This is a genomic window from Caballeronia ptereochthonis, from assembly GCF_001545075.1.
Lineage (GTDB): Bacteria > Pseudomonadota > Gammaproteobacteria > Burkholderiales > Burkholderiaceae > Caballeronia > Caballeronia ptereochthonis.
This window is the reverse complement of record NZ_FCOB02000008.1, coordinates 23,708-41,660: the sequence shown is the minus strand read 5'-3', so window position 1 is coordinate 41,660 and position 17,953 is coordinate 23,708. Positions and strand designations below refer to the sequence as shown.

Genomic DNA, 17,953 nt, shown 5'->3' with positions numbered 1-17,953 from the left:
GCCTCAACCGCCATTCACATCACCATGACGTCCCAACTCCACAAAAAAGGCGAAGCCTGGTCGGCTCGCTTCTCCGAGCCGATGTCGGAGCTCGTCAAACGCTATACGTCGTCGGTGTTCTTCGACAAGCGGCTCGCCCTCGTCGACATTCAGGGCTCGCTCGCGCATGCGTCGATGCTCGCGGCGCAGAAGATCATCGGCGCCGACGACCTCGCCGCGATCGAACGCGGCATGGCGCAGATCAAGGGCGAAATCGAGCGCGGCGAGTTCGAGTGGAAGCTGGATCTGGAAGACGTGCACCTGAACATCGAGGCGCGTCTGACCGCGCTGATCGGCGATGCCGGCAAGCGCCTGCACACCGGCCGCTCGCGCAACGATCAGGTCGCGACCGACATCCGTCTGTGGCTGCGCGGCGAGATCGACCGCATCGGCGACTTGCTGAAGGACCTGCGCGCCGCGCTCATCGACATGGCCGAGAAGCACGCCGACACCATCATGCCCGGCTTCACGCACCTGCAGGTCGCGCAGCCGGTGACGTTCGGGCATCACCTGCTCGCCTACGTCGAAATGTTCGCGCGCGACGCCGAGCGCATGCGCGATTGCCGCACGCGGGTGAACCGCCTGCCGCTGGGCGCCGCGGCGCTCGCGGGCACGAGCTATCCGATCGACCGTCACGCGGTCGCTGCGACGCTCGGCTTCGACGGCATCTGCGCGAATTCGCTCGATGCCGTGTCCGACCGCGATTTCGCGATCGAATTCACTGCGGCGGCCGCGCTCATCATGACGCACGTGTCGCGCTTCTCCGAGGAGCTCGTGCTGTGGATGAGCCCGCGCGTCGGCTTCATCGATCTGGCGGACCGCTTCTGCACCGGCTCGTCGATCATGCCGCAGAAGAAGAACCCGGACGTGCCCGAACTCGCGCGCGGCAAGACCGGCCGCGTGAACGGCCATCTGATGGCGCTGCTCACGCTGATGAAAGGCCAGCCGCTCGCCTACAACAAGGACAATCAGGAAGACAAGGAACCGCTGTTCGATACCGTCGATACGGTCGTCGACACGCTGCGCATCTTCGCGGAAATGGCGGCGGGCATCACCGTCAAGCCGCAGGCGATGCGCGCGGCGGCGCTCCAAGGCTTCTCGACCGCGACCGATCTCGCGGACTACCTCGTGAAGCGCGGCCTGCCCTTCCGCGACGCACACGAAGCGGTCGCGCACGCGGTGCGCATCTGCGTGGATCGCGAATGCGATATCGCGGACCTTTCGCTGGAAGAAATGCGCAAGGAATTGCCGAACGTGGCGCATCTCATCGGCGAGGACGTGTTCGAGTATCTGACGCTCGAAGGTTCGGTCGCGAGCCGCAATCATCCGGGCGGCACCGCCCCGGATCAGGTGCGCGCGGCGGCGAAGGCGGCGCGCGCGGCGCTTTGATTATGCAACCCGCCTTCGGACGAGTCGGGGGTTCATGATATATGCATGATTCCAAGGTGACACTATGCAAATCGAATCCATCGAGATAAAAAATTTCCGGCTCTTCCGGGACGCAAAACTGACGGATATACCTCGCCTCTGCGTCCTCGTTGGCGCAAACGGAACAGGTAAGTCGACTCTCTTCGACGTCTTTTCGTTTTTGAAAGATGCATTATCGATGAACGTCGGAAAGGCTGTCTCGAAACGCGGTGGTTTCAAAGAACTGGCCAGCCGCGGACATGCGAACGAGCCGATCGAATTCACTTTGCAATTTCGCCTGGAGATCACGGGGCGTGAACGCTTGGTCACTTATCTCCTGAAGATCGAGCCAGATCAGAGCGGCCGCCCGATAGTCGCCCGCGAGGTTTTACGATACAAGCGTGGAAGTTTTGGTGCGCCTTTCCGTTTCCTTGATTTCAACTACGGAAAGGGCTACGCAATCACGAATGAGGAAGATTTTTCGAAGGCTGACGAACTTCTTACTCGAGAGGAACAAGAACTTGATGCGCCGGATATCCTCGCGATCAAAGGTCTGGGCCAGTTCGACCGTTTTAAGGCCGCAAGTGCTTTTCGCACGATGATCGAAAATTGGCACATTTCGGATTTCCATGTTTCCGAGGCGCGCCCAAGCCAAGAGGATGGTTTTGCGGAACATCTTTCCACGCGCGGAGATAATCTTCCATTAGTTGCGAACTACCTCTTTGAGAATCATCGCGACGCTTTCGATAAAGTGTTGAATGCAATGCAGCGTCGGGTCCCGGGCGTATCTGTCGTCGAAGCTAAACCTACTGAAGATGGGCGGCTCGTACTTAGATTCCAAGATGGCAGCTTCAAGGACCCCTTCATTGCACGATATGTGTCCGATGGCACTATCAAGATGTTCGCGTATCTCGTGCTCTTGCATGATCCGCAACCGTACCCGTTGCTTGCGGTTGAAGAACCTGAGAATCAGCTTTATCCAGAACTGCTACCTGAACTCGCAGAGGAGTTTCGTGACTATGCGCGTCGTGGAGGTCAAGTCTTCATTTCCACGCACTCTCCGGACTTCCTCAATGCATTGAGTCTCGACGAAATCTACTGCCTAAGAAAGGAAAAAGGCTTCTCTAGCATTTCCAGAGCGAGCGATTCACAGAATCTACGATCGCTTTTCGAACATGGTGATCTGCCTGGGTATCTTTGGAAACAAGGTTTGTTCGAAGGGGTCAATCGGTGAGTGGCCGCATTATCTTTCTTGTCGAAGAACCATCAATGGCGACCCTCCTCGATCAGCTTCTACCTCGCTTGGTTCCCGGCTGGGTGCGCCACGAACACTTTCAATGTGTACCTCATGAGGGCAAGACCGACCTTGATCGAAGCATTTCGCGCAAATTGTTAGCGTGGCGCGAACCAAACGTTCGTTTCGTCGTTGTCCGAGACAATGATAACGCCGACTGCCTTGCGCTGAAGGGTCGGCTATTGGAACAATGCCGAAAAGCCAAGAGGCCTGAAACCTTGATTCGCTTGGTCTGCCAAGAACTTGAAAGCTGGTATCTTGGTGACATGGAAGCGCTCCGTCGTGCTTACCCGAACCAAAAATTCAACGTGCCTCGCCATGCGAAGCGCTTCGCCGAGCCCGATTCTTGGAACAAGCCATCCATCGAATTGAAATCGTTGATTCCTTCCTATCAGAAGTTGGCAGGCGCTCGGCTAATCGCGCCTAATCTGAACGTCGAACACGGGTCGAACAAGTCTCGAAGCTACGCAGCATTCATCGAAGGCGTCGCTCGTGTAGTCGCAGAGCAAGCGAATACGTGAAAACGAAACATCAGGAAGGGACGATGGGGGCGATGCCAGCTCACGATCAATCGCATCGCTTCAACGTACGAAGGAGCAACCGCGGTCAAAGCAGGTGTGGCAACCATATTGCTCCGATCTCAGAGTGCGCTGCATGTAATCGCCGCGTCCCGTCATGATCATTCGCCCCAAGCTCAACTGGTTCCGGCTGCTGTTCGTGTGGCGAGGCTCCGTGCTGCCGCAACTGCTGCCGCGCCTCGGACTGATCTTCGCGCTTTCGGTGGTGGCGATCTTCATGCACGACCATATGCGCACGTATCCGATCGGGCTCGGCACGCCGCCGTTCGCGCTCGTGGGCATCGCGCTTGCGGTGTTTCTGGGTTTTCGCAACGGCGCGAGCTACGAGCGCTGGTGGGAAGGCCGCAGGCTGTGGGGCACGCTCGTCATTACGGCGCGCTCGCTCGGACGCCAGGCGCTGTCACTGCCCGATCCGCGCGACCCCGCTCAAACCCGCCGCTTTCTCGCCGCCCTGGGCGCGCTGGCGCACGCGCTGCGTCATCAGTTGCGCGGCACCGATGCGCTCGCCGATCTCTCCCCGCGCCTGCCGCCCGAGCTGCACGCACGCGTGGCCGCCGCGAAGTTCCCACCCGCGCTGATCCTGCTCTGGCTCGGTGAATGGGCCGCCGAGCGCAAGCGCGAAGGCGCCATCGATGGCTTTGCGCTGCTCGCGATCGAACACAATCTGAATTCGCTGTCCGATGTGATCGGCGGCTGCGAGCGCATCGCGACCACGCCGCTGCCGTTCTCCTATTCGGTGATGATCCACCGCACGGTCTATCTCTTCTGCATGTTGCTGCCTTTCGGGCTCGTCGATGGCGCGGGCCTGCTCACGCCGCTCTTTGCGCTGCTCGTGGCGTATGCGTTCATGTCGCTGGAAGCGATCGCCGCGCAGATCGAGGATCCGTTCGGCCTCGAGGAGAACGATCTCGCGCTAAACGCGATGTGCGAGACGATCGAAGTCGCATTGCACGACATGGCGGCGGATCCCGATTTTGCCCACGCGCCCAAGCCGTTCGCGCCGTCGCGCGACTTCATTCTCGACTGACGTCCGCCAGTCGCTTGCCGTCCGGCAGCAGTGGCGCGCCAAGCCCGATCTTTCACCGAGCGACACACATAGTTTCACGACGGCGAATGCCGCGCGGGCCTGCGCTCGTTCATAATTCCGCACACTCATCCTGGAGGAAATGTTTTGAAACTGTTCTACAAGGCAGGCGCCTGCTCTCTCGCTTCCCACATCGCTCTGGAAGAATCCGGGCTGGCTTACGAAATCGAGGCTGTCGACCTCAAGACCAAGATCACCGCCGGCGGCGCGGACTTCACCAGGATCAACGCGAAGGGCTACGTGCCCGCCCTGCTGCTCGACAGCGGCGAGCTGCTCACCGAAGGCCCGGCGATCATGCAGTACGTCGCCGATCAGGTTCCTGCCCGGCACCTCGCACCGCTCGCCGACGCGATGGCGCGCTATCGCCTGCAGGGCTGGCTCACGTTCATCGGCACGGAGCTGCACAAGAACTTTTCGCCGTTCTTCAATCCGGCCGCGAGCAGCGACTGGAAAGCGGCCGCGCTGGCCAATCTCGAGCGCCGCCTCGCCTACACGGCGCAGCATCTCGACGACAGGCAATTCCTGCTCGGCGACGAATTCAGCATCGGCGACGCCTACCTCTTCACCGTGCTCGGCTGGGCGCAGCACATCGATCTGGACCTCGGCAAGTGGCCGGCGCTGGTCGCGTATCAGGCTCGCGTGGGCGCGCGTCCCGGTGTGCAGGCGGCGATGAGGGCGGAAGGGCTGATCTGAAAACGATCGGTAACGCCTGAAACGACAAACGGCCCTTTCGAAGGGCCGTTTGTCTTTGCAGCAACTCAAGCGAACATCAGTCGCGCACGCAATCGACGAAATACTCGATGCGCCCGTTGATCATCTCGCCCACGAGCCCGTGGATATCCGTATGGAAGCCCGGGAAGCGCTCGTTGAACTCGCGCGCGAAACGCAGGTAATCGACGATCGTGCGATTGAAACGCTCGCCAGGAATCAGCAACGGAATGCCCGGCGGATACGGCGTGAGCAGGATGCTCGTCACGCGGCCTTCGAGCTCGTCGATGGGCACGCGGTCGATCTCGCGGTGCGCGAGCTTCGCGAACGCTTCGGACGGTTTCATCGCCGGCTCCATGCTCGACAGATACATCTCGGTCGTCAGCCGCGCGATGTCGTTCGCGCGATAGACGCTGTGGATCTGCTCGCACAGATCGCGCAGACCGATGCGCTCATACGACGGATGCTGCGCGACGAACTCCGGCAGCACGCGCCACAGCGGCTGGTTGTTGTCGTAGTCGTCCTTGAACTGCTGGAGCTCGGTGACCATCGAGTTCCAGCGGCCCTTGGTGATGCCGATCGTGAACATGATGAAGAACGAGTACAAGCCCGTCTTCTCCACGATGATGCCGTGCTCCGCCAGATACTTCGTCACGATCGCGGCCGGAATGCCGGTCTCGCCGAATTCGCCGTCCACGTCGAGTCCCGGCGTGATGATCGTCGCCTTGATCGGGTCGAGCATGTTGAAGCCTTCCGCGAGCGCGCCGAAGCCGTGCCAGCGGTCGTTGGGCTTCAGCATCCAGTCCTCGCGGTCGCCGATGCCTTCCTCCGCCAGCGCGTCCGGGCCCCAGACCTTGAAGAACCAGTCGTCGCCGTACTCGGCGTCGACCTTGCGCATCGCGCGGCGGAAATCGAGCGCTTCGGCAATCGATTCCTCCACGAGCGCCGTGCCGCCCGGCGGCTCCATCATCGCGGCGGCCACGTCGCACGACGCGATGATCGCGTATTGCGGGCTCGTCGACGTATGCATCAGATACGCCTCGTTGAAGCGATGGCGGTCGAACGTGCTGTTTTCGCTGTCCTGCACGAGAATCTGCGACGCCTGGGAAATGCCGGCGAGCAGCTTGTGCGTGGAGTGCGTCGCGAACACGAGCGCGCCCGTGCGCGGACGGCCCGCGCCGATCGCGTGCATGTCCTGATAGAACGAATGGAACTCGGCGTGCGGCAGCCAGGCTTCGTCGAAGTGCAGCGTATCGAGCAGGTCGCCGAGCAGATCCTTGATCATCTCGACGTTGTAGATCACGCCGTCATACGTGCTCTGCGTGATCGTCAGGATGCGCGGCTTGATCCTCGGGTTCTTCGCGAGCGCCTCGCGCGCGAACGGATTCGCCTCGATCTTCTTGCGAATGTTCTCCGGCTTGAACTCGTCGCGCGGAATCGGCCCGATGATGCCGAAGTGGTTGCGCGTCGGCGTGAGGAACACGGGAATTGCGCCCGTCATCGTGATCGCGTGCAGGATCGACTTGTGGCAGTTGCGGTCGACGAGCACGATGTCGCCAGGCGCGACGGTCGCGTGCCACACGATCTTGTTCGACGTCGACGTGCCGTTGGTCACGAAAAAGAGATGATCCGCGCTGAAGATGCGCGCCGCGTTACGTTCCGAAGCGGCAACCGGACCCGTGTGATCGAGCAGCTGGCCGAGCTCGTCGACCGCGTTGCAGACGTCCGCGCGCAGCATGTTCTCGCCGAAGAACTGGTGGAACATCTGCCCGAGCGGGTTCTTCAGGAACGCGACGCCGCCCGAGTGCCCGGGGCAGTGCCAGGAATACGAGCCCTCCTCCGCGTACTGCACCAGCTCCTTGAAGAACGGCGGCGCGAGCGAATCGAGATAAACCTTCGCCTCGCGGATGATGTGCCGCGCGACGAACTCCGGCGTGTCCTCGAACATGTGGATGAAGCCGTGCAACTCGCGCAGGATGTCGTTCGGCAGATGGCGTGAGGTGCGCGTTTCGCCGTACAGGAAGATCGGGATATCGACGTTGCGGCGGCGCACCGCGTTGATGAACGCGCGCAGCGCGACGATCGCCGACGCGAGCTCCGGCGTGTCGCCTTCCACGACGACGTTTTCCGCGTAAGGCAGCAGCTCTTCGTCATCGATCGACAGGATGAAGCACGACGCCCGGCTCGACTGCTGCGCGAACGCCGCGAGATCGCCGTAGCTCGTGAGGCCGAGCACTTCGGCGCCTTCTTTCTCGATCGCCTCGGCAAGCGCCCGGATGCCGGAACCCGAGATGTTCTCGGAGCGAAAATCTTCGTCGATGATGACGACGGGGAAGCGGAACTTCATGAGGCGAATCTCCAAATGGAACGACCGCTGCGCCGAGTCCCGAACTCGATGCCAGCGGTCTTTCGACAAGCGTTTGCCGTGTACGTTTCTGAAAGTGCGGCGATTATCAGGTCTTCGGCAGCGTCACGCCGTGCTGCCCCTGATACTTCCCGCCGCGATCCGCGTACGACGTCTCGCACATTTCATCGCTTTCGAAGAACAAGACTTGGGCAACGCCCTCGTTCGCGTAGATTTTGGCAGGCAAAGGTGTCGTATTCGAGAATTCGAGCGTCACGTAGCCTTCCCATTCCGGCTCGAACGGCGTCACGTTGACGATGATCCCGCAGCGCGCGTACGTCGACTTGCCGAGGCACACGGTCAGGCAGGAGCGCGGAATGCGGAAATACTCCACCGTTCGCGCGAGCGCGAAGGAATTCGGCGGAATGATGCAGACATCGCCCTTGAAGTCGACGAACGATTTCTCGTCGAAGGCTTTCGGATCGACGATCGTGGAGTTGATGTTGGTGAAAATCTTGAATTCGTCGGCGACGCGGATGTCGTAGCCGTAGCTCGACGTGCCGTAGCTCACGATCCTGCGGCCGTCCTCGGACACGCGCACCTGATCGCGCACGAACGGCTCGATCATTCGGTGCTCTTCGGCCATGCGGCGAATCCACTTGTCGGACTTGATGCTCATAGGGGACGCTACTCAACGGTGAAGGCTTTCAGTCTCGCGACCGCCGCCTGCGGTGAAACGGAGCATGGCCTTCGGCGGTGTTTCCGGCCGCCCGAGCCAAACGAAAGCGCGTATTTTACGCGATTGACGCGGCGCGCCGGGCGCGCCGAATACGGCTTTCGCGTCTAGCGGCGAATCACGCCGCAAGCGAGCGCCGGACCCACGTTGTGCGGCGCGCTCGCGTACGGATCCAGCGCCTCGCGGTGCAGTACGATCGCGCGCGAAATGACCGAGCGCACGCCGTCGAGCGACACGTCGGTGGCGACGATGAAGCCCGTGGCGGAGCCGGTGGCGTCCGCGTGAATGTTGCCGAGCTCGCCCTCGGACCGCGCGCTCGCCGTTCTGCGCTCCGGGGGCAGAGCGAACACCGGGCTCGCTTCCGGATCGTTGACGGAGATGCAGTCGCCGCGCTCGTGCACGGTCAGCGCGTGATCGCTGTTCGGCGGCATGTCGGTGAGGCTGTAGGAAACCTGCACGCCGTCCGCGCGCTCGATCAGCGTGATGGTGCCGCGCGTGGCGTTGCCGGGCGTCGGCTGAAGCACCGCGTCCGCGCGTTTTTCGTGATTCTGGAAGATGAGGCCGCAGCCGCTCAGCATGACGCTGCAGGCGGCCGTCGCGATCAAGGCGCGCAGCGCCCTTCCGTCGAATCTGTTTCTCATGCGATCCTCTCGGCGGCCCGCCGACGCCCAGTGCGTCCACGCTGCCGCGCATCGAAGGCGACATGATACCGCGAGCCGCATCGCACAAGGCTCGTGGAGATTCGATCCACTGCTCGAAATCAGGTGTTCTGCACGACGATGCTCGGGAACTTCGAGCTCATGTCGCGCTGACGCTCGGCGATCGAAATCGCCACGCGGCGCGCGATCGCGCGATACGTTTCGGCAATGCGGCTCTGCGGCTGCGACACGACGGTCGGCTGGCCCGCGTCGGTGCGCTCGCGGATGGCGATATCGAGCGGCAGCTGGCCGAGAATCTCGACGCCGTATTCCTTGGCCATGCGCTCGCCGCCGCCCGCGCCGAAGATGTGCTCCTCGTGGCCGCAGTTCGAGCAGACATGCGTGCTCATGTTCTCGACGATGCCGAGAATCGGAATGCCGACCTTCTCGAACATCTTGAGGCCCTTCTTCGCGTCGAGCAGCGCGATGTCCTGCGGCGTCGTGACGATCACCGCGCCCGTCACCGGCACCTTCTGCGCGAGCGTGAGCTGGATGTCGCCCGTGCCCGGCGGCATGTCGACGACGAGATAGTCGAGGTCGCGCCAGTTGGTCTGCCGCAGCAACTGCTCGAGCGCCGAGGTGACCATCGGGCCGCGCCAGACCATCGGGTTGTCCTGCTCGATCAGAAAGCCGATCGAGTTCGCCTGAATGCCGTGGCCCGTGAGCGGGTTCATCGTCTGATTGTCGGGCGATTCCGGGCGGCCGGCGATGCCGAGCATCATCGGCAGCGAGGGGCCGTAGATGTCCGCGTCGAGCATGCCGACCGACGCGCCCTCGGCCGCCAGCGCGAGCGCGAGGTTCACCGCGGTCGTGCTCTTGCCGACGCCGCCCTTGCCCGACGCCACCGCGATGATGTTCTTGACGTTCGGCAGCAGCTTCACGCCGCGCTGCACCGTGTGGGCGACGACCTGCGACGAAACGTCCACCGCCACGTTCGCGACGCCGGGCACCTGACGCAGCGCGCCTGCCACCATTTCGCGGATCGATTCGAACTGCGATTTCGCCGGATAGCCGAGCACCACGCCCACCGCCACGTTCGCGCCCTCCACGGCCACGTTGCGGATGCTCTTGGTATCGACGAACTTGCGGCTGGTGTTCGGATCGGCCAGTGTGGCGAGTGCGATGTCGATCTTCGCGCGGTCAATACTCATTGAAACTCCAAGGAACGGTTATTGCTATGCGCCATTGGCGCGCTGCAACAAACTGACGAATTTGAAAGGAATTGTTAACGCCATTGCGCGCGGCCCGCGCACGCTGCACTATCCCGCTGCAAATGTTTCCGGGGACGCATCGCATCGGGCAGCCGGCCGCCTCTTTGGCTATTGTAGAGGCTCGCCCGGAAGCCCGTCCGAAGACCCTTTCGCACTGTCGGCGCCTCTCGCCGAACCGCTTGTCGATTCCAAGGAGATCGAAGATGAATACCAAATTCTTGACCCGTCTGTCCGTGTTCGCCGTGGCAGGCGCGCTCGTCGCCGGCTGCGCCTCGCAGCAGGGCACCAACACGGCGGTCGGCACCGGCGTCGGCGCTGCGACCGGCGCGGGCATCGGCGCCATTTTCGGCGGCGGCAAGGGCGCGGCGATCGGCGCCGCAACGGGCGCCGCCGTGGGCGGCATCACCGGCTACAACTGGCAGGCGATCCGCAACAAGATTTCGGGCGACTCGAAGGGCACCGGTACGCAGGTGACCGAGCAGCAGGACGGCTCGCTCAAGGTGAACATCCCGAATTCGATCTCGTTCGACACGAACAGCTACGCGATCAAGCCTTCGTTCGATCCGGTGCTGAATTCCGTTACGCAGACGATGCAGCAGCATCCGGAGCTGATCGCGAACGTCGTCGGCCATACGGATAACACCGGCCAGCCGGCCTACAACCAGACGCTTTCGCAGAACCGCGCACAGAGCGTCGCTTCGTACATCTCGACGCACGGCGTCCCGGCGCAGCGTCTGTCGGCGCAGGGCATGGGCCAGAACCAGCCGATCGCCGACAACTCGACGGAAGCGGGCCGCGCGCAGAATCGCCGCGTGGAGATCTACCTGCGCGCGACAGCGCAACCGGGTCAGGTTCAGTAAAGCGATTGATTTAAAAAGAGGAATACGCCGCTGCAAGGGCGGCGTGGAGCGGGTCCGGCCAGGCGCGTGCGCCTGCCTGAAAAAAATTTGAAACTTGGGCGCGAGGCGGCTGTCTGTCTCTACGGTAGGTGGATGGCAAAGCCATCGCCTGCCATTCTCCTCTTGTCGTTGTTGCTCCGGGGCCGGTTTGAGCCCCGGTTTTTTTTGGGCGCTCGAATCGTGAGCACGCCGGCCGGGCTCATGCCACCGAGGTTTTCACACGCTCTAATCCGAGTTGTTTCCTGATTTTTGCGGTCCTCTTTGCGGGAACGAATTCGGCGCCCGCTGGCGCAGCTACCGCCCGAACTCGCTGCATTTCTATTCCCTCTACCGCCGACCGAAGGGCCAAATACAACATCAGCGTTGTCTCTCGCCAGCAAAGAAAGGCAGCTTATTGTTGTATTTTTCCGTTGCGGGAATGCAGTCGATCCGGTGCGCGCCTTTGGCCCTCCTCGAACCCAATCCCACGCACCGCCCGGGCTCCTCCCCCACCCTGCTAAAATCGAAATTCCGCTTTTTTCACCAACCTCAAGCATTTCCTCCGGGCCGCGCCTTTATGTCAGCACCGATTTCCGCCACTGCCACCGCCGCGCCTGCCGCTTCAGCCAATGAAGGCGGCCGCCGCCAGATCCTCGTCACGTCCGCGTTGCCGTACGCGAACGGTCAGATTCATATCGGCCACATGGTCGAGTACATTCAGACGGATATCTGGGTTCGGACGCTGCGAATGCATGGCCACGAGGTCTACTACGTCGGCGCGGACGACACCCACGGCACGCCGGTCATGCTGCGCGCCGAGAAGGAAGGCATCACGCCCAAGGCATTGATCGAGCGCGTCTGGCAGGAGCACAAACGCGACTTCGACAGCTTCGGCATCTCGTTCGACAATTACTACTCGACCGATGCCGAGGAAAACCGCGTCCTCTGCAACTCGATCTACACCGCGCTCCAGCAGGCCGGCCTGATCGACGCGCGCGACATCGAGCAAGCCTACGATCCGGTCAAGGAAATGTTCCTGCCGGACCGCTTCATCAAGGGTCAGTGCCCGAAGTGCGGCGCGAAGGATCAATACGGCGACAATTGCGAAGTCTGCGGCTCGACCTATCAGCCGACCGAGCTGATCAATCCGTACTCGGTCGTCTCGGGCGCGACGCCCATCCGCAAGACCTCGACGCACTATTTCTTCCGCCTGTCCGATCCGCGCTGCGAGGAATTCCTGCGCAGCTGGGTGAGCGGCCTCGCGCAGCCCGAAGCCACCAACAAGATGCGCGAATGGCTCGGCGACAAGGGCGAAGCCAAGCTGGCCGACTGGGACATCTCGCGCGATGCGCCCTACTTCGGCTTCGAGATTCCGGGTGCGCCGGGCAAGTATTTCTATGTCTGGGTCGATGCGCCGGTCGGCTACTACGCGAGCTTCAAGAATCTCGCGGACCGCATCGGTCTCGATTTCGCCGCCTGGGTGAAGCCTGGTGCCGCGGCCGAGCAGTATCACTTCATCGGCAAGGACATTCTGTACTTCCACACGCTGTTCTGGCCGGCGATGCTCGAATTCTCCGGCCATCGCACGCCGACCAACGTATTCGCGCACGGCTTCCTGACGGTGGACGGCGCGAAGATGTCGAAGTCGCGCGGCACGTTCATCACCGCGCAGAGCGTGATCGACACGGGCCTGAACCCCGAGTGGCTGCGCTACTACTTCGCGGCGAAGCTCAACAGCACGATGGAAGACATCGACCTCAGTCTCGAGGACTTCCAGGCGCGCGTAAACAGCGATCTCGTCGGCAAGTACGTGAACATCGCGAGCCGCGCGGCCGGTTTCCTGATCAAGCGCTTCGACGGCCGCGTGCAGGACAGCGCGATGAATCATCCGCTGCTGGAGCAGTTGCGCGCGACCGTGCCGCAGATCGCCGGCTTCTACGAGGCGCGCGAGTACGGCCGCGCGCTGCGCACGACGATGGAGCTCGCCGACGCCGTGAACGCCTACGTCGATACCTCCAAGCCATGGGAGCAGGCGAAGGATCCGGCGAACGCGGTCGCGTTGCACGAGACGTGCAGCGTGAGCCTGGAGGCCTTCCGCCTGTTGTCGCTCGCGCTGAAGCCGGTGTTGCCGAAGCTCGTCGAGTCGGTGGAATCGTTCCTCGGCATCGCGCCGCTCGTCTGGGCCGATGCCGCGAAGCCGCTGTCGTCGGCCAATCCGGTCAACGCGTACAAGCATCTGACGACGCGCGTCGACCCGAAGCAGATCGAGGCGCTCCTCGCGGCCAACCGCGAATCGCTGCAGCCGGGCGCGGAGGCGGCGCCCGTTGCCGCGTCGAAGACCGCGGCGAAGAAGGAGGCCAGACAGGACGCGAAGCAGGAAGAGTCGGGCGTCATCTCCATCGACGACTTCGCGAAGGTCGATCTGCGCGTCGCGAAGATCGTCGACTGCAAGGTGGTCGAAGGATCCGACAAGCTGCTGCAACTGACCCTCGATGTCGGCGAGGAAAAGACGCGCAACGTCTTCTCGGGCATCAAGTCGGCGTATCAGCCGCAGGATCTGATCGGCAAGCTGACGGTGATGGTCGCTAACCTCGCGCCGCGCAAGATGAAGTTCGGCATGTCGGAGGGGATGGTGCTCGCCGCCTCCGCAGCCGACGAGAAGGCCGAACCGGGCCTCTACGTTCTGGAGCCGCATAGCGGTGCGAAGCCGGGGATGCGCGTGAAGTAGGAAGCATCAAAGCGCAGCTGGAATACAAAAGGGCACGCGGGCGATTCGCGTGCCCTTTTTACTTTTTGGTCGCGTGCCGGCGCGCCCTAGTCCGGCAATTCCGCGGCAGCCGAAGAAGCGGCCGAGGACTCCGAAGCCGACGCAGCCGACGATGCCGAAGAGGAAGACGACGACCACAGCCTCGCCCACGAATTGAACCGCCGCGTATACGAAAGATCGACGCCCTGATACGTCCCGCCGTACGCCGTCACGGCCCAGAACCGCGACAGGTTCAGCGTCGCCTTGACCGCATTGCTCGCCGATTGCAGCCCCTGTTCGTAGCCGAGCACGAGCCGCTCGTTGATCGCCTTCGAGAGCATCACCACTTGCGGATCGGTCAGGCCGACCTCGCTCGAGCCGATCGTGAATTCGTCGAGCCCGAAGGTCTGCGCGATACGCTTGCCGCTGGTGCTCCCGAGTAGCGCGAGCGCGCTCGTCATCGCACTCTGCTGGCCGACGTTGTTGCCCTGATCCGTGCCGTGACCGAACAGCAGCCACGAGAGCTTTTCGTTGTCGGGCACGTTCGGCTCGGAGATCAGCCTTGCGACCGGCGCCTGCACCGTGCCCGTCACCTGCACGCCCGCCTCGATTTCCTGATTGCGGCGCATCGCGAGAATGTTGATGCCCGGATTCGCCACCGGCCCATTGAACGTGAAGAAGCCGTTCTCGATACTGAGCTTGCGGCCGAACGCCGTGTAGGTCGAACCCGGCGTCACGCGCACGTTGCCGACCGCCCGCAGCGGCATGTTCGGCGCGCTCGTCGCCGTGATGGTGCCCGCGAGGCCGAGATCCGCGCCCGCGCCCTTGAAGCGGAAACGCTGGCCGAGATTGATGTCGATGTTCGCGCGCGGCGTGAACGGCCCGACCGGCTTCCCGGTCGCGGCCGTGATCTGCTGGTTGTCGCCCTTGATCGTGCCGTCGGGGCGCTCGATCACGACATCGTCGCCGAGAGCCGGCGCGGAGGATTCCGGCAAATCGATGAGCGCATGATCGACGGTGAACTTGCCGTCGATCGCCATGCCGCCCTGCAGCCCCGCGTTCGCGATGCTCGCGCTGCCCGAGAGCATCAGTTCTCGGTCGGGCGACGCGAACAGCTCCAGCTTGTCCGCGATGATGCTCGCCGTCAGATCGGGCTGCTCCTGATCGAGCCGCACCTTGCCGGTTGCGCGCAGCGTGCCGCTCGCGCCGTGGAACTCGACGCGCTGGAAATCGACGAGATTTTCCGACAGCGCGATGCGGATGACGCCGTCCTTCAGCTGCACGCCCTGATCGACGACCGTCGCGGAAATGCCGTCGCCGGTGAGCGAGCCCGACAGATTCGGCTTCGCGACGATGCCCGCGATCACGAGCTTGAGCGCGATCTTCCCGCCGAGCAGATAGTTCGCGCCGAGCAGCCCGCCCGTCGTGCGCAGTTCGGGAATGTTCGCGTCGATGGCGCCGGTGAGCGGCGCGTTGTCGTCGATGGTGAGCATGCCCTCGCGGTTGACGAGCGGCGTGTGCACGTTCGCATCGATCACGCCGATGCGGCTCGCCTGCGCATGCAGCGACGCGTTCAGGCGATTGCCGCCGGAAAAGTCCGCGCGCGCGGCGACGTCCGAGATGCCGAGCGCGGCGACGCCGCGCGTGCCGTCGATCGTCACGTCGCCAATGCGGCGCTTGATCTGGACATGGCCCGTCGCGCTCGCGCCGAGGGAGAAGTCCCAGTCGCCGTCGAAAACCAGATCGGTGCGAATCGGCGGCTCGGCGCCCGTCAGTTCCTGGCGCACTTCCAGCAGATGCGGCACGGACAGGTTCGTGAGCGTGCCCGCCGACTGGAGGCGGCCGTTGTCCATCGCGAAGGACTTGAGGTTCAGCGCCGCGCCTTCCGCGACGAGCCGCGTCGCGCCGAGCACCAGGCGCTTCGGCCCGTAGCTGACCGTGAGCGGCGATTCGAGGTTGAGCGAAGGCGTGCCCTTGTTCGAGAGCTTCGTGATCGTGCCGTCCCAATGCGGGCCGTCGGCGGCGTCGGTGAACTTGCCGGCAGCGCCGAGCGCGAGATTCACCGGCTGGCCGCGCACCTTGCCGGTCGCGGTCACGTCGAGCGTGTGATGCATGCGCGTGCCGTTCAGGTTCGCATCGAGGTTCGCGACTTCGATGCCTTCCGCACTCGCGTCGCGCGCCTTCAGCGTGAAGACGAGCGCGCCGTTCGAGCCGTCGCGAACATCGGCGCGGCCTTCCGCGTGGCCCAGCCGGTTCGCGCCGAACACCACGCCATCGGCCTGATAGTTCGCCGCGACGTTCGGATGCGCGATCGAGCCGGTCAGATCGCCGTCCGCCTTGGCCGTGCCCGCGATGCCGAAGCCGAGCCGCTCGAGCGCGGGCGCATCGACGCGAAAACGCAGCCGGTCGCCGGGCGCGCCGAAGCTGCCGTTCACGTCGACGTTGTTCCCCGCGACCGACAACGCCGCCTTGCTCGGCAGAAGACGCGTTCCCGCGACCTGCACCGTGCCCTCGCCCGTCAGCGGCAGGTTGTCGTACATGCTGTCGTTGAGCCTGAAGGTCGCCTTCGTCGTGAGCGTCGGCGCGAGCGCGCCCGATGCCGCGAGCGTGCCGTTCACGCGCGCTTCGATCACGCGCGGCGGCGCGGCGGCCTTTTTGGCCGCGCCCTTCTTCGCCGGCGCGGGCTTCTGCGCGATCAACTGCTGCTGCAGCAGAAGCGGATTGAAGTCGACGAGTTTCGCCTTCAGGTCGTAGCTCGAACTGGCGTCCTTCCTGAGCGCGCCGTTCAGCTCGACGCGGCCCTTGCCGACCGTGAGCTTCACGTCGTCGAGCGAGGTTTGCTTCGGGTCGAGCTTCACTTTGGCCTGCGCGCGAAGCGCCGCTTTCGGGTCGTTGAGATCGGCGGTGATCGTCTGCGTGTCGCCCGCGAGCACGATGCCGATCGGCCCGGCGAAATCCGTCGGGCGCAGGCTCGGCTCGATCGCGTTGAGATCGAGCTTCGCCACCTTCAGGTCGAACTTGCCCTTGCCGCCCGCGAGCGAGCCGCCGCCCGTCACGGTCGCGTTCTTCACGAGCCGCACGGTGAGATCCGTAATGCTCTGCTCGGAGGCGTCGAGGCGAACGTTGGCGTGCGCATCGATCAGCGGCAGCAGCTTCTTGTCGACGGAGCCGGGCTTCGCGTTGACGATCGACACCGGCCCGCTCACCACGAACGCCTTCGGGTCGGCGCCTTCGACAGGTTTGACCTCGGCGCGCACGGCGAGATCGGCCTCGGGCGCGCCCGGGCTGAATGCCTGCGGATTCACGTGATCGACGGTGACGAGCGCGGACTTGAGCGGCACGTCGGCGAACGGCAGCGCTTCGACGTGCGCCGTTCCGTTGAGCTTCATGCCGCTCGCATCGACGTCGGCGGCGAGATCTTCGAGCGAGCCGGAGAGCCGCGCGCTCACGTTCACCGCTTCGCCGTTGAGCTTGCCGGAATAGCCCGCGTCGCCGGATAGCGGGAACGGACGCGCGCCGCCATCCAGCTTCGCGGACGCCGTCACCGAGCCGAACGGCGTGTCGAGGCGCTGGACCGTCGCTTCGTGATGCTGGCCGTCGCTTCGGCCATTGAAGAGCAGGCGCGAGAATTCGGTCGTCGTCGTGCCCTGATGCAGGCGCAGCTTCTCGACGGAGAGATCGCGGATCGCGAGCTGGATCGGGATGCGCAGATCCTTCGGCAGCTCGGTCTTCTTGCTCGGCTCGTTCGACGGCGGGATGCGCGCATCGACGGTTCCGACATGCAGATAGTCGATCGTGAAGCGCATTGGCTCGCGCGTGAGCGCCCAGCGGCCCGAGACGCTGTCGACCGCGATGTCCGTGCCCTTGGCGTCTTTCCAGTGCACGTCGCGAAGCTGCAGGCCGGTCGCGATCGCCCCGCCGTCGAGCTTGCCGGTGAGTTGCCCCTTGAGGAGCGAAGTCGCCGCTTCCCAGACGTAGCGCGTGCCGCGCTCCGTCGTCAGCACATAGAAGACGGTGCCCAATGCGAGCGCGACGATCAGCACGACGACGAGCACGAGCGCGCCGATCCAGCGCGCGAGGCGCCGCCAGCCGCTCTTGCGCGGCGGCGGCGTCTTTCCCGCGCCGCCGTCGCCGCCGCCTGCGTTGCCGGGCGGCGGTGCTTCAGCGTCCGCTTGCGTCGTCGGGTCCGTCATGCCGTTTCAATATCCTTGACCATCGTTCTTACGCCCA

At 63.6% G+C, this 17,953-nt stretch carries 12 protein-coding genes; 7 read left to right on the top strand and 5 right to left on the bottom strand.

The window, feature by feature from the left end; translation table 11 throughout:
* Window positions 1-24 precede the first annotated feature (24 nt).
* The 5 genes from argH (at window position 25) to gstA (ending at window position 5,095) form a co-directional block, all read left to right on the top strand.
* Complete coding sequence (argH, locus tag AWB83_RS10175) at window positions 25-1,428, top strand: argininosuccinate lyase (protein WP_087044854.1); 1,404 nt, start codon at window positions 25-27, stop codon at window positions 1,426-1,428.
* 64 nt (window positions 1,429-1,492) lie between these two features.
* Window positions 1,493-2,680 (top strand): AAA family ATPase, encoded by a 1,188-nt coding sequence (locus AWB83_RS10170; RefSeq protein WP_087044852.1) that lies wholly within the window; start codon window positions 1,493-1,495, stop codon window positions 2,678-2,680.
* The gene (locus AWB83_RS10165; protein ID WP_087044850.1) at window positions 2,677-3,261 is read left to right on the top strand and encodes a DUF4276 family protein; all 585 of its coding nucleotides are present in this window, start codon (window positions 2,677-2,679) and stop codon (window positions 3,259-3,261) included. The genes AWB83_RS10170 and AWB83_RS10165 overlap by 4 nt, the downstream gene beginning before the upstream one ends.
* 154 nt (window positions 3,262-3,415) lie before the next feature.
* Complete coding sequence (locus AWB83_RS10160) at window positions 3,416-4,345, top strand: bestrophin family protein (protein WP_087044849.1); 930 nt, start codon at window positions 3,416-3,418, stop codon at window positions 4,343-4,345.
* Window positions 4,346-4,489: 144 nt separating this feature from the next.
* Window positions 4,490-5,095, top strand: a complete 606-nt coding sequence (gstA, locus tag AWB83_RS10155; RefSeq protein ID WP_087044847.1) for a glutathione transferase GstA — start codon at window positions 4,490-4,492, stop codon at window positions 5,093-5,095.
* Between the two features lie 76 nt (window positions 5,096-5,171).
* On the opposite strand, the gene AWB83_RS10150 is transcribed toward gstA, so the two are convergent.
* The 4 genes from AWB83_RS10150 to apbC all read right to left on the bottom strand — a co-directional run bounded on the left by AWB83_RS10150 (window position 5,172) and on the right by apbC (window position 10,039).
* Window positions 5,172-7,457, bottom strand: a complete 2,286-nt coding sequence (locus AWB83_RS10150) for an arginine/lysine/ornithine decarboxylase (protein WP_087045179.1) — start codon at window positions 7,455-7,457, stop codon at window positions 5,172-5,174.
* Window positions 7,458-7,563: 106 nt separating this feature from the next.
* Window positions 7,564-8,133: a dCTP deaminase gene (gene dcd, locus AWB83_RS10145; protein WP_087044845.1), complete on the bottom strand. Its 570-nt coding sequence runs from the start codon at window positions 8,131-8,133 to the stop codon at window positions 7,564-7,566.
* A 164-nt stretch (window positions 8,134-8,297) separates the two neighbouring features.
* Entirely contained in the window at window positions 8,298-8,831 is a 534-nt protein-coding gene (locus AWB83_RS10140; RefSeq protein ID WP_087045178.1) for a superoxide dismutase family protein, read from the bottom strand.
* A 119-nt stretch (window positions 8,832-8,950) separates the two neighbouring features.
* Complete coding sequence (apbC, locus tag AWB83_RS10135) at window positions 8,951-10,039, bottom strand: iron-sulfur cluster carrier protein ApbC (RefSeq protein ID WP_087044843.1); 1,089 nt, start codon at window positions 10,037-10,039, stop codon at window positions 8,951-8,953.
* 263 nt (window positions 10,040-10,302) lie between these two features.
* Between apbC and AWB83_RS10130 the strand changes: the two genes are divergently transcribed.
* A complete protein-coding gene (locus tag AWB83_RS10130) occupies window positions 10,303-10,959 on the top strand; it encodes a YiaD family glycine zipper/OmpA-like lipoprotein (RefSeq protein WP_087044841.1) in 657 nt (218 codons plus the stop codon).
* A gap of 607 nt (window positions 10,960-11,566) precedes the next feature.
* Window positions 11,567-13,705 (top strand): methionine--tRNA ligase, encoded by a 2,139-nt coding sequence (metG, locus tag AWB83_RS10125; protein ID WP_087045176.1) that lies wholly within the window; start codon window positions 11,567-11,569, stop codon window positions 13,703-13,705.
* 86 nt (window positions 13,706-13,791) lie between these two features.
* Here metG and AWB83_RS10120 read toward each other — a convergent pair whose 3' ends face one another.
* Complete coding sequence (locus AWB83_RS10120) at window positions 13,792-17,916, bottom strand: translocation/assembly module TamB domain-containing protein (protein WP_087044839.1); 4,125 nt, start codon at window positions 17,914-17,916, stop codon at window positions 13,792-13,794.
* Window positions 17,917-17,953: the final 37 nt, after the last annotated feature.

Excerpts from the sequence above, each read along its gene's own strand:
- AWB83_RS10170 (WP_087044852.1), top strand. The coding sequence starts at position 1,493 with ATGCAAATCGAATCCATCGAGATAAAAAATTTCCGGCTCTTCCGGGAC.
- argH (WP_087044854.1), top strand. The coding sequence starts at position 25 with ATGACGTCCCAACTCCACAAAAAAGGCGAAGCCTGGTCGGCTCGCTTC.
- AWB83_RS10120 (WP_087044839.1), bottom strand. The coding sequence starts at position 17,916 with ATGACGGACCCGACGACGCAAGCGGACGCTGAAGCACCGCCGCCCGGC.
- AWB83_RS10150 (WP_087045179.1), bottom strand. The coding sequence starts at position 7,457 with ATGAAGTTCCGCTTCCCCGTCGTCATCATCGACGAAGATTTTCGCTCC.
- AWB83_RS10130 (WP_087044841.1), top strand. The coding sequence starts at position 10,303 with ATGAATACCAAATTCTTGACCCGTCTGTCCGTGTTCGCCGTGGCAGGC.
- AWB83_RS10160 (WP_087044849.1), top strand. The coding sequence starts at position 3,416 with ATGATCATTCGCCCCAAGCTCAACTGGTTCCGGCTGCTGTTCGTGTGG.
- dcd (WP_087044845.1), bottom strand. The coding sequence starts at position 8,133 with ATGAGCATCAAGTCCGACAAGTGGATTCGCCGCATGGCCGAAGAGCAC.
- AWB83_RS10140 (WP_087045178.1), bottom strand. The coding sequence starts at position 8,831 with ATGAGAAACAGATTCGACGGAAGGGCGCTGCGCGCCTTGATCGCGACG.
- apbC (WP_087044843.1), bottom strand. The coding sequence starts at position 10,039 with ATGAGTATTGACCGCGCGAAGATCGACATCGCACTCGCCACACTGGCC.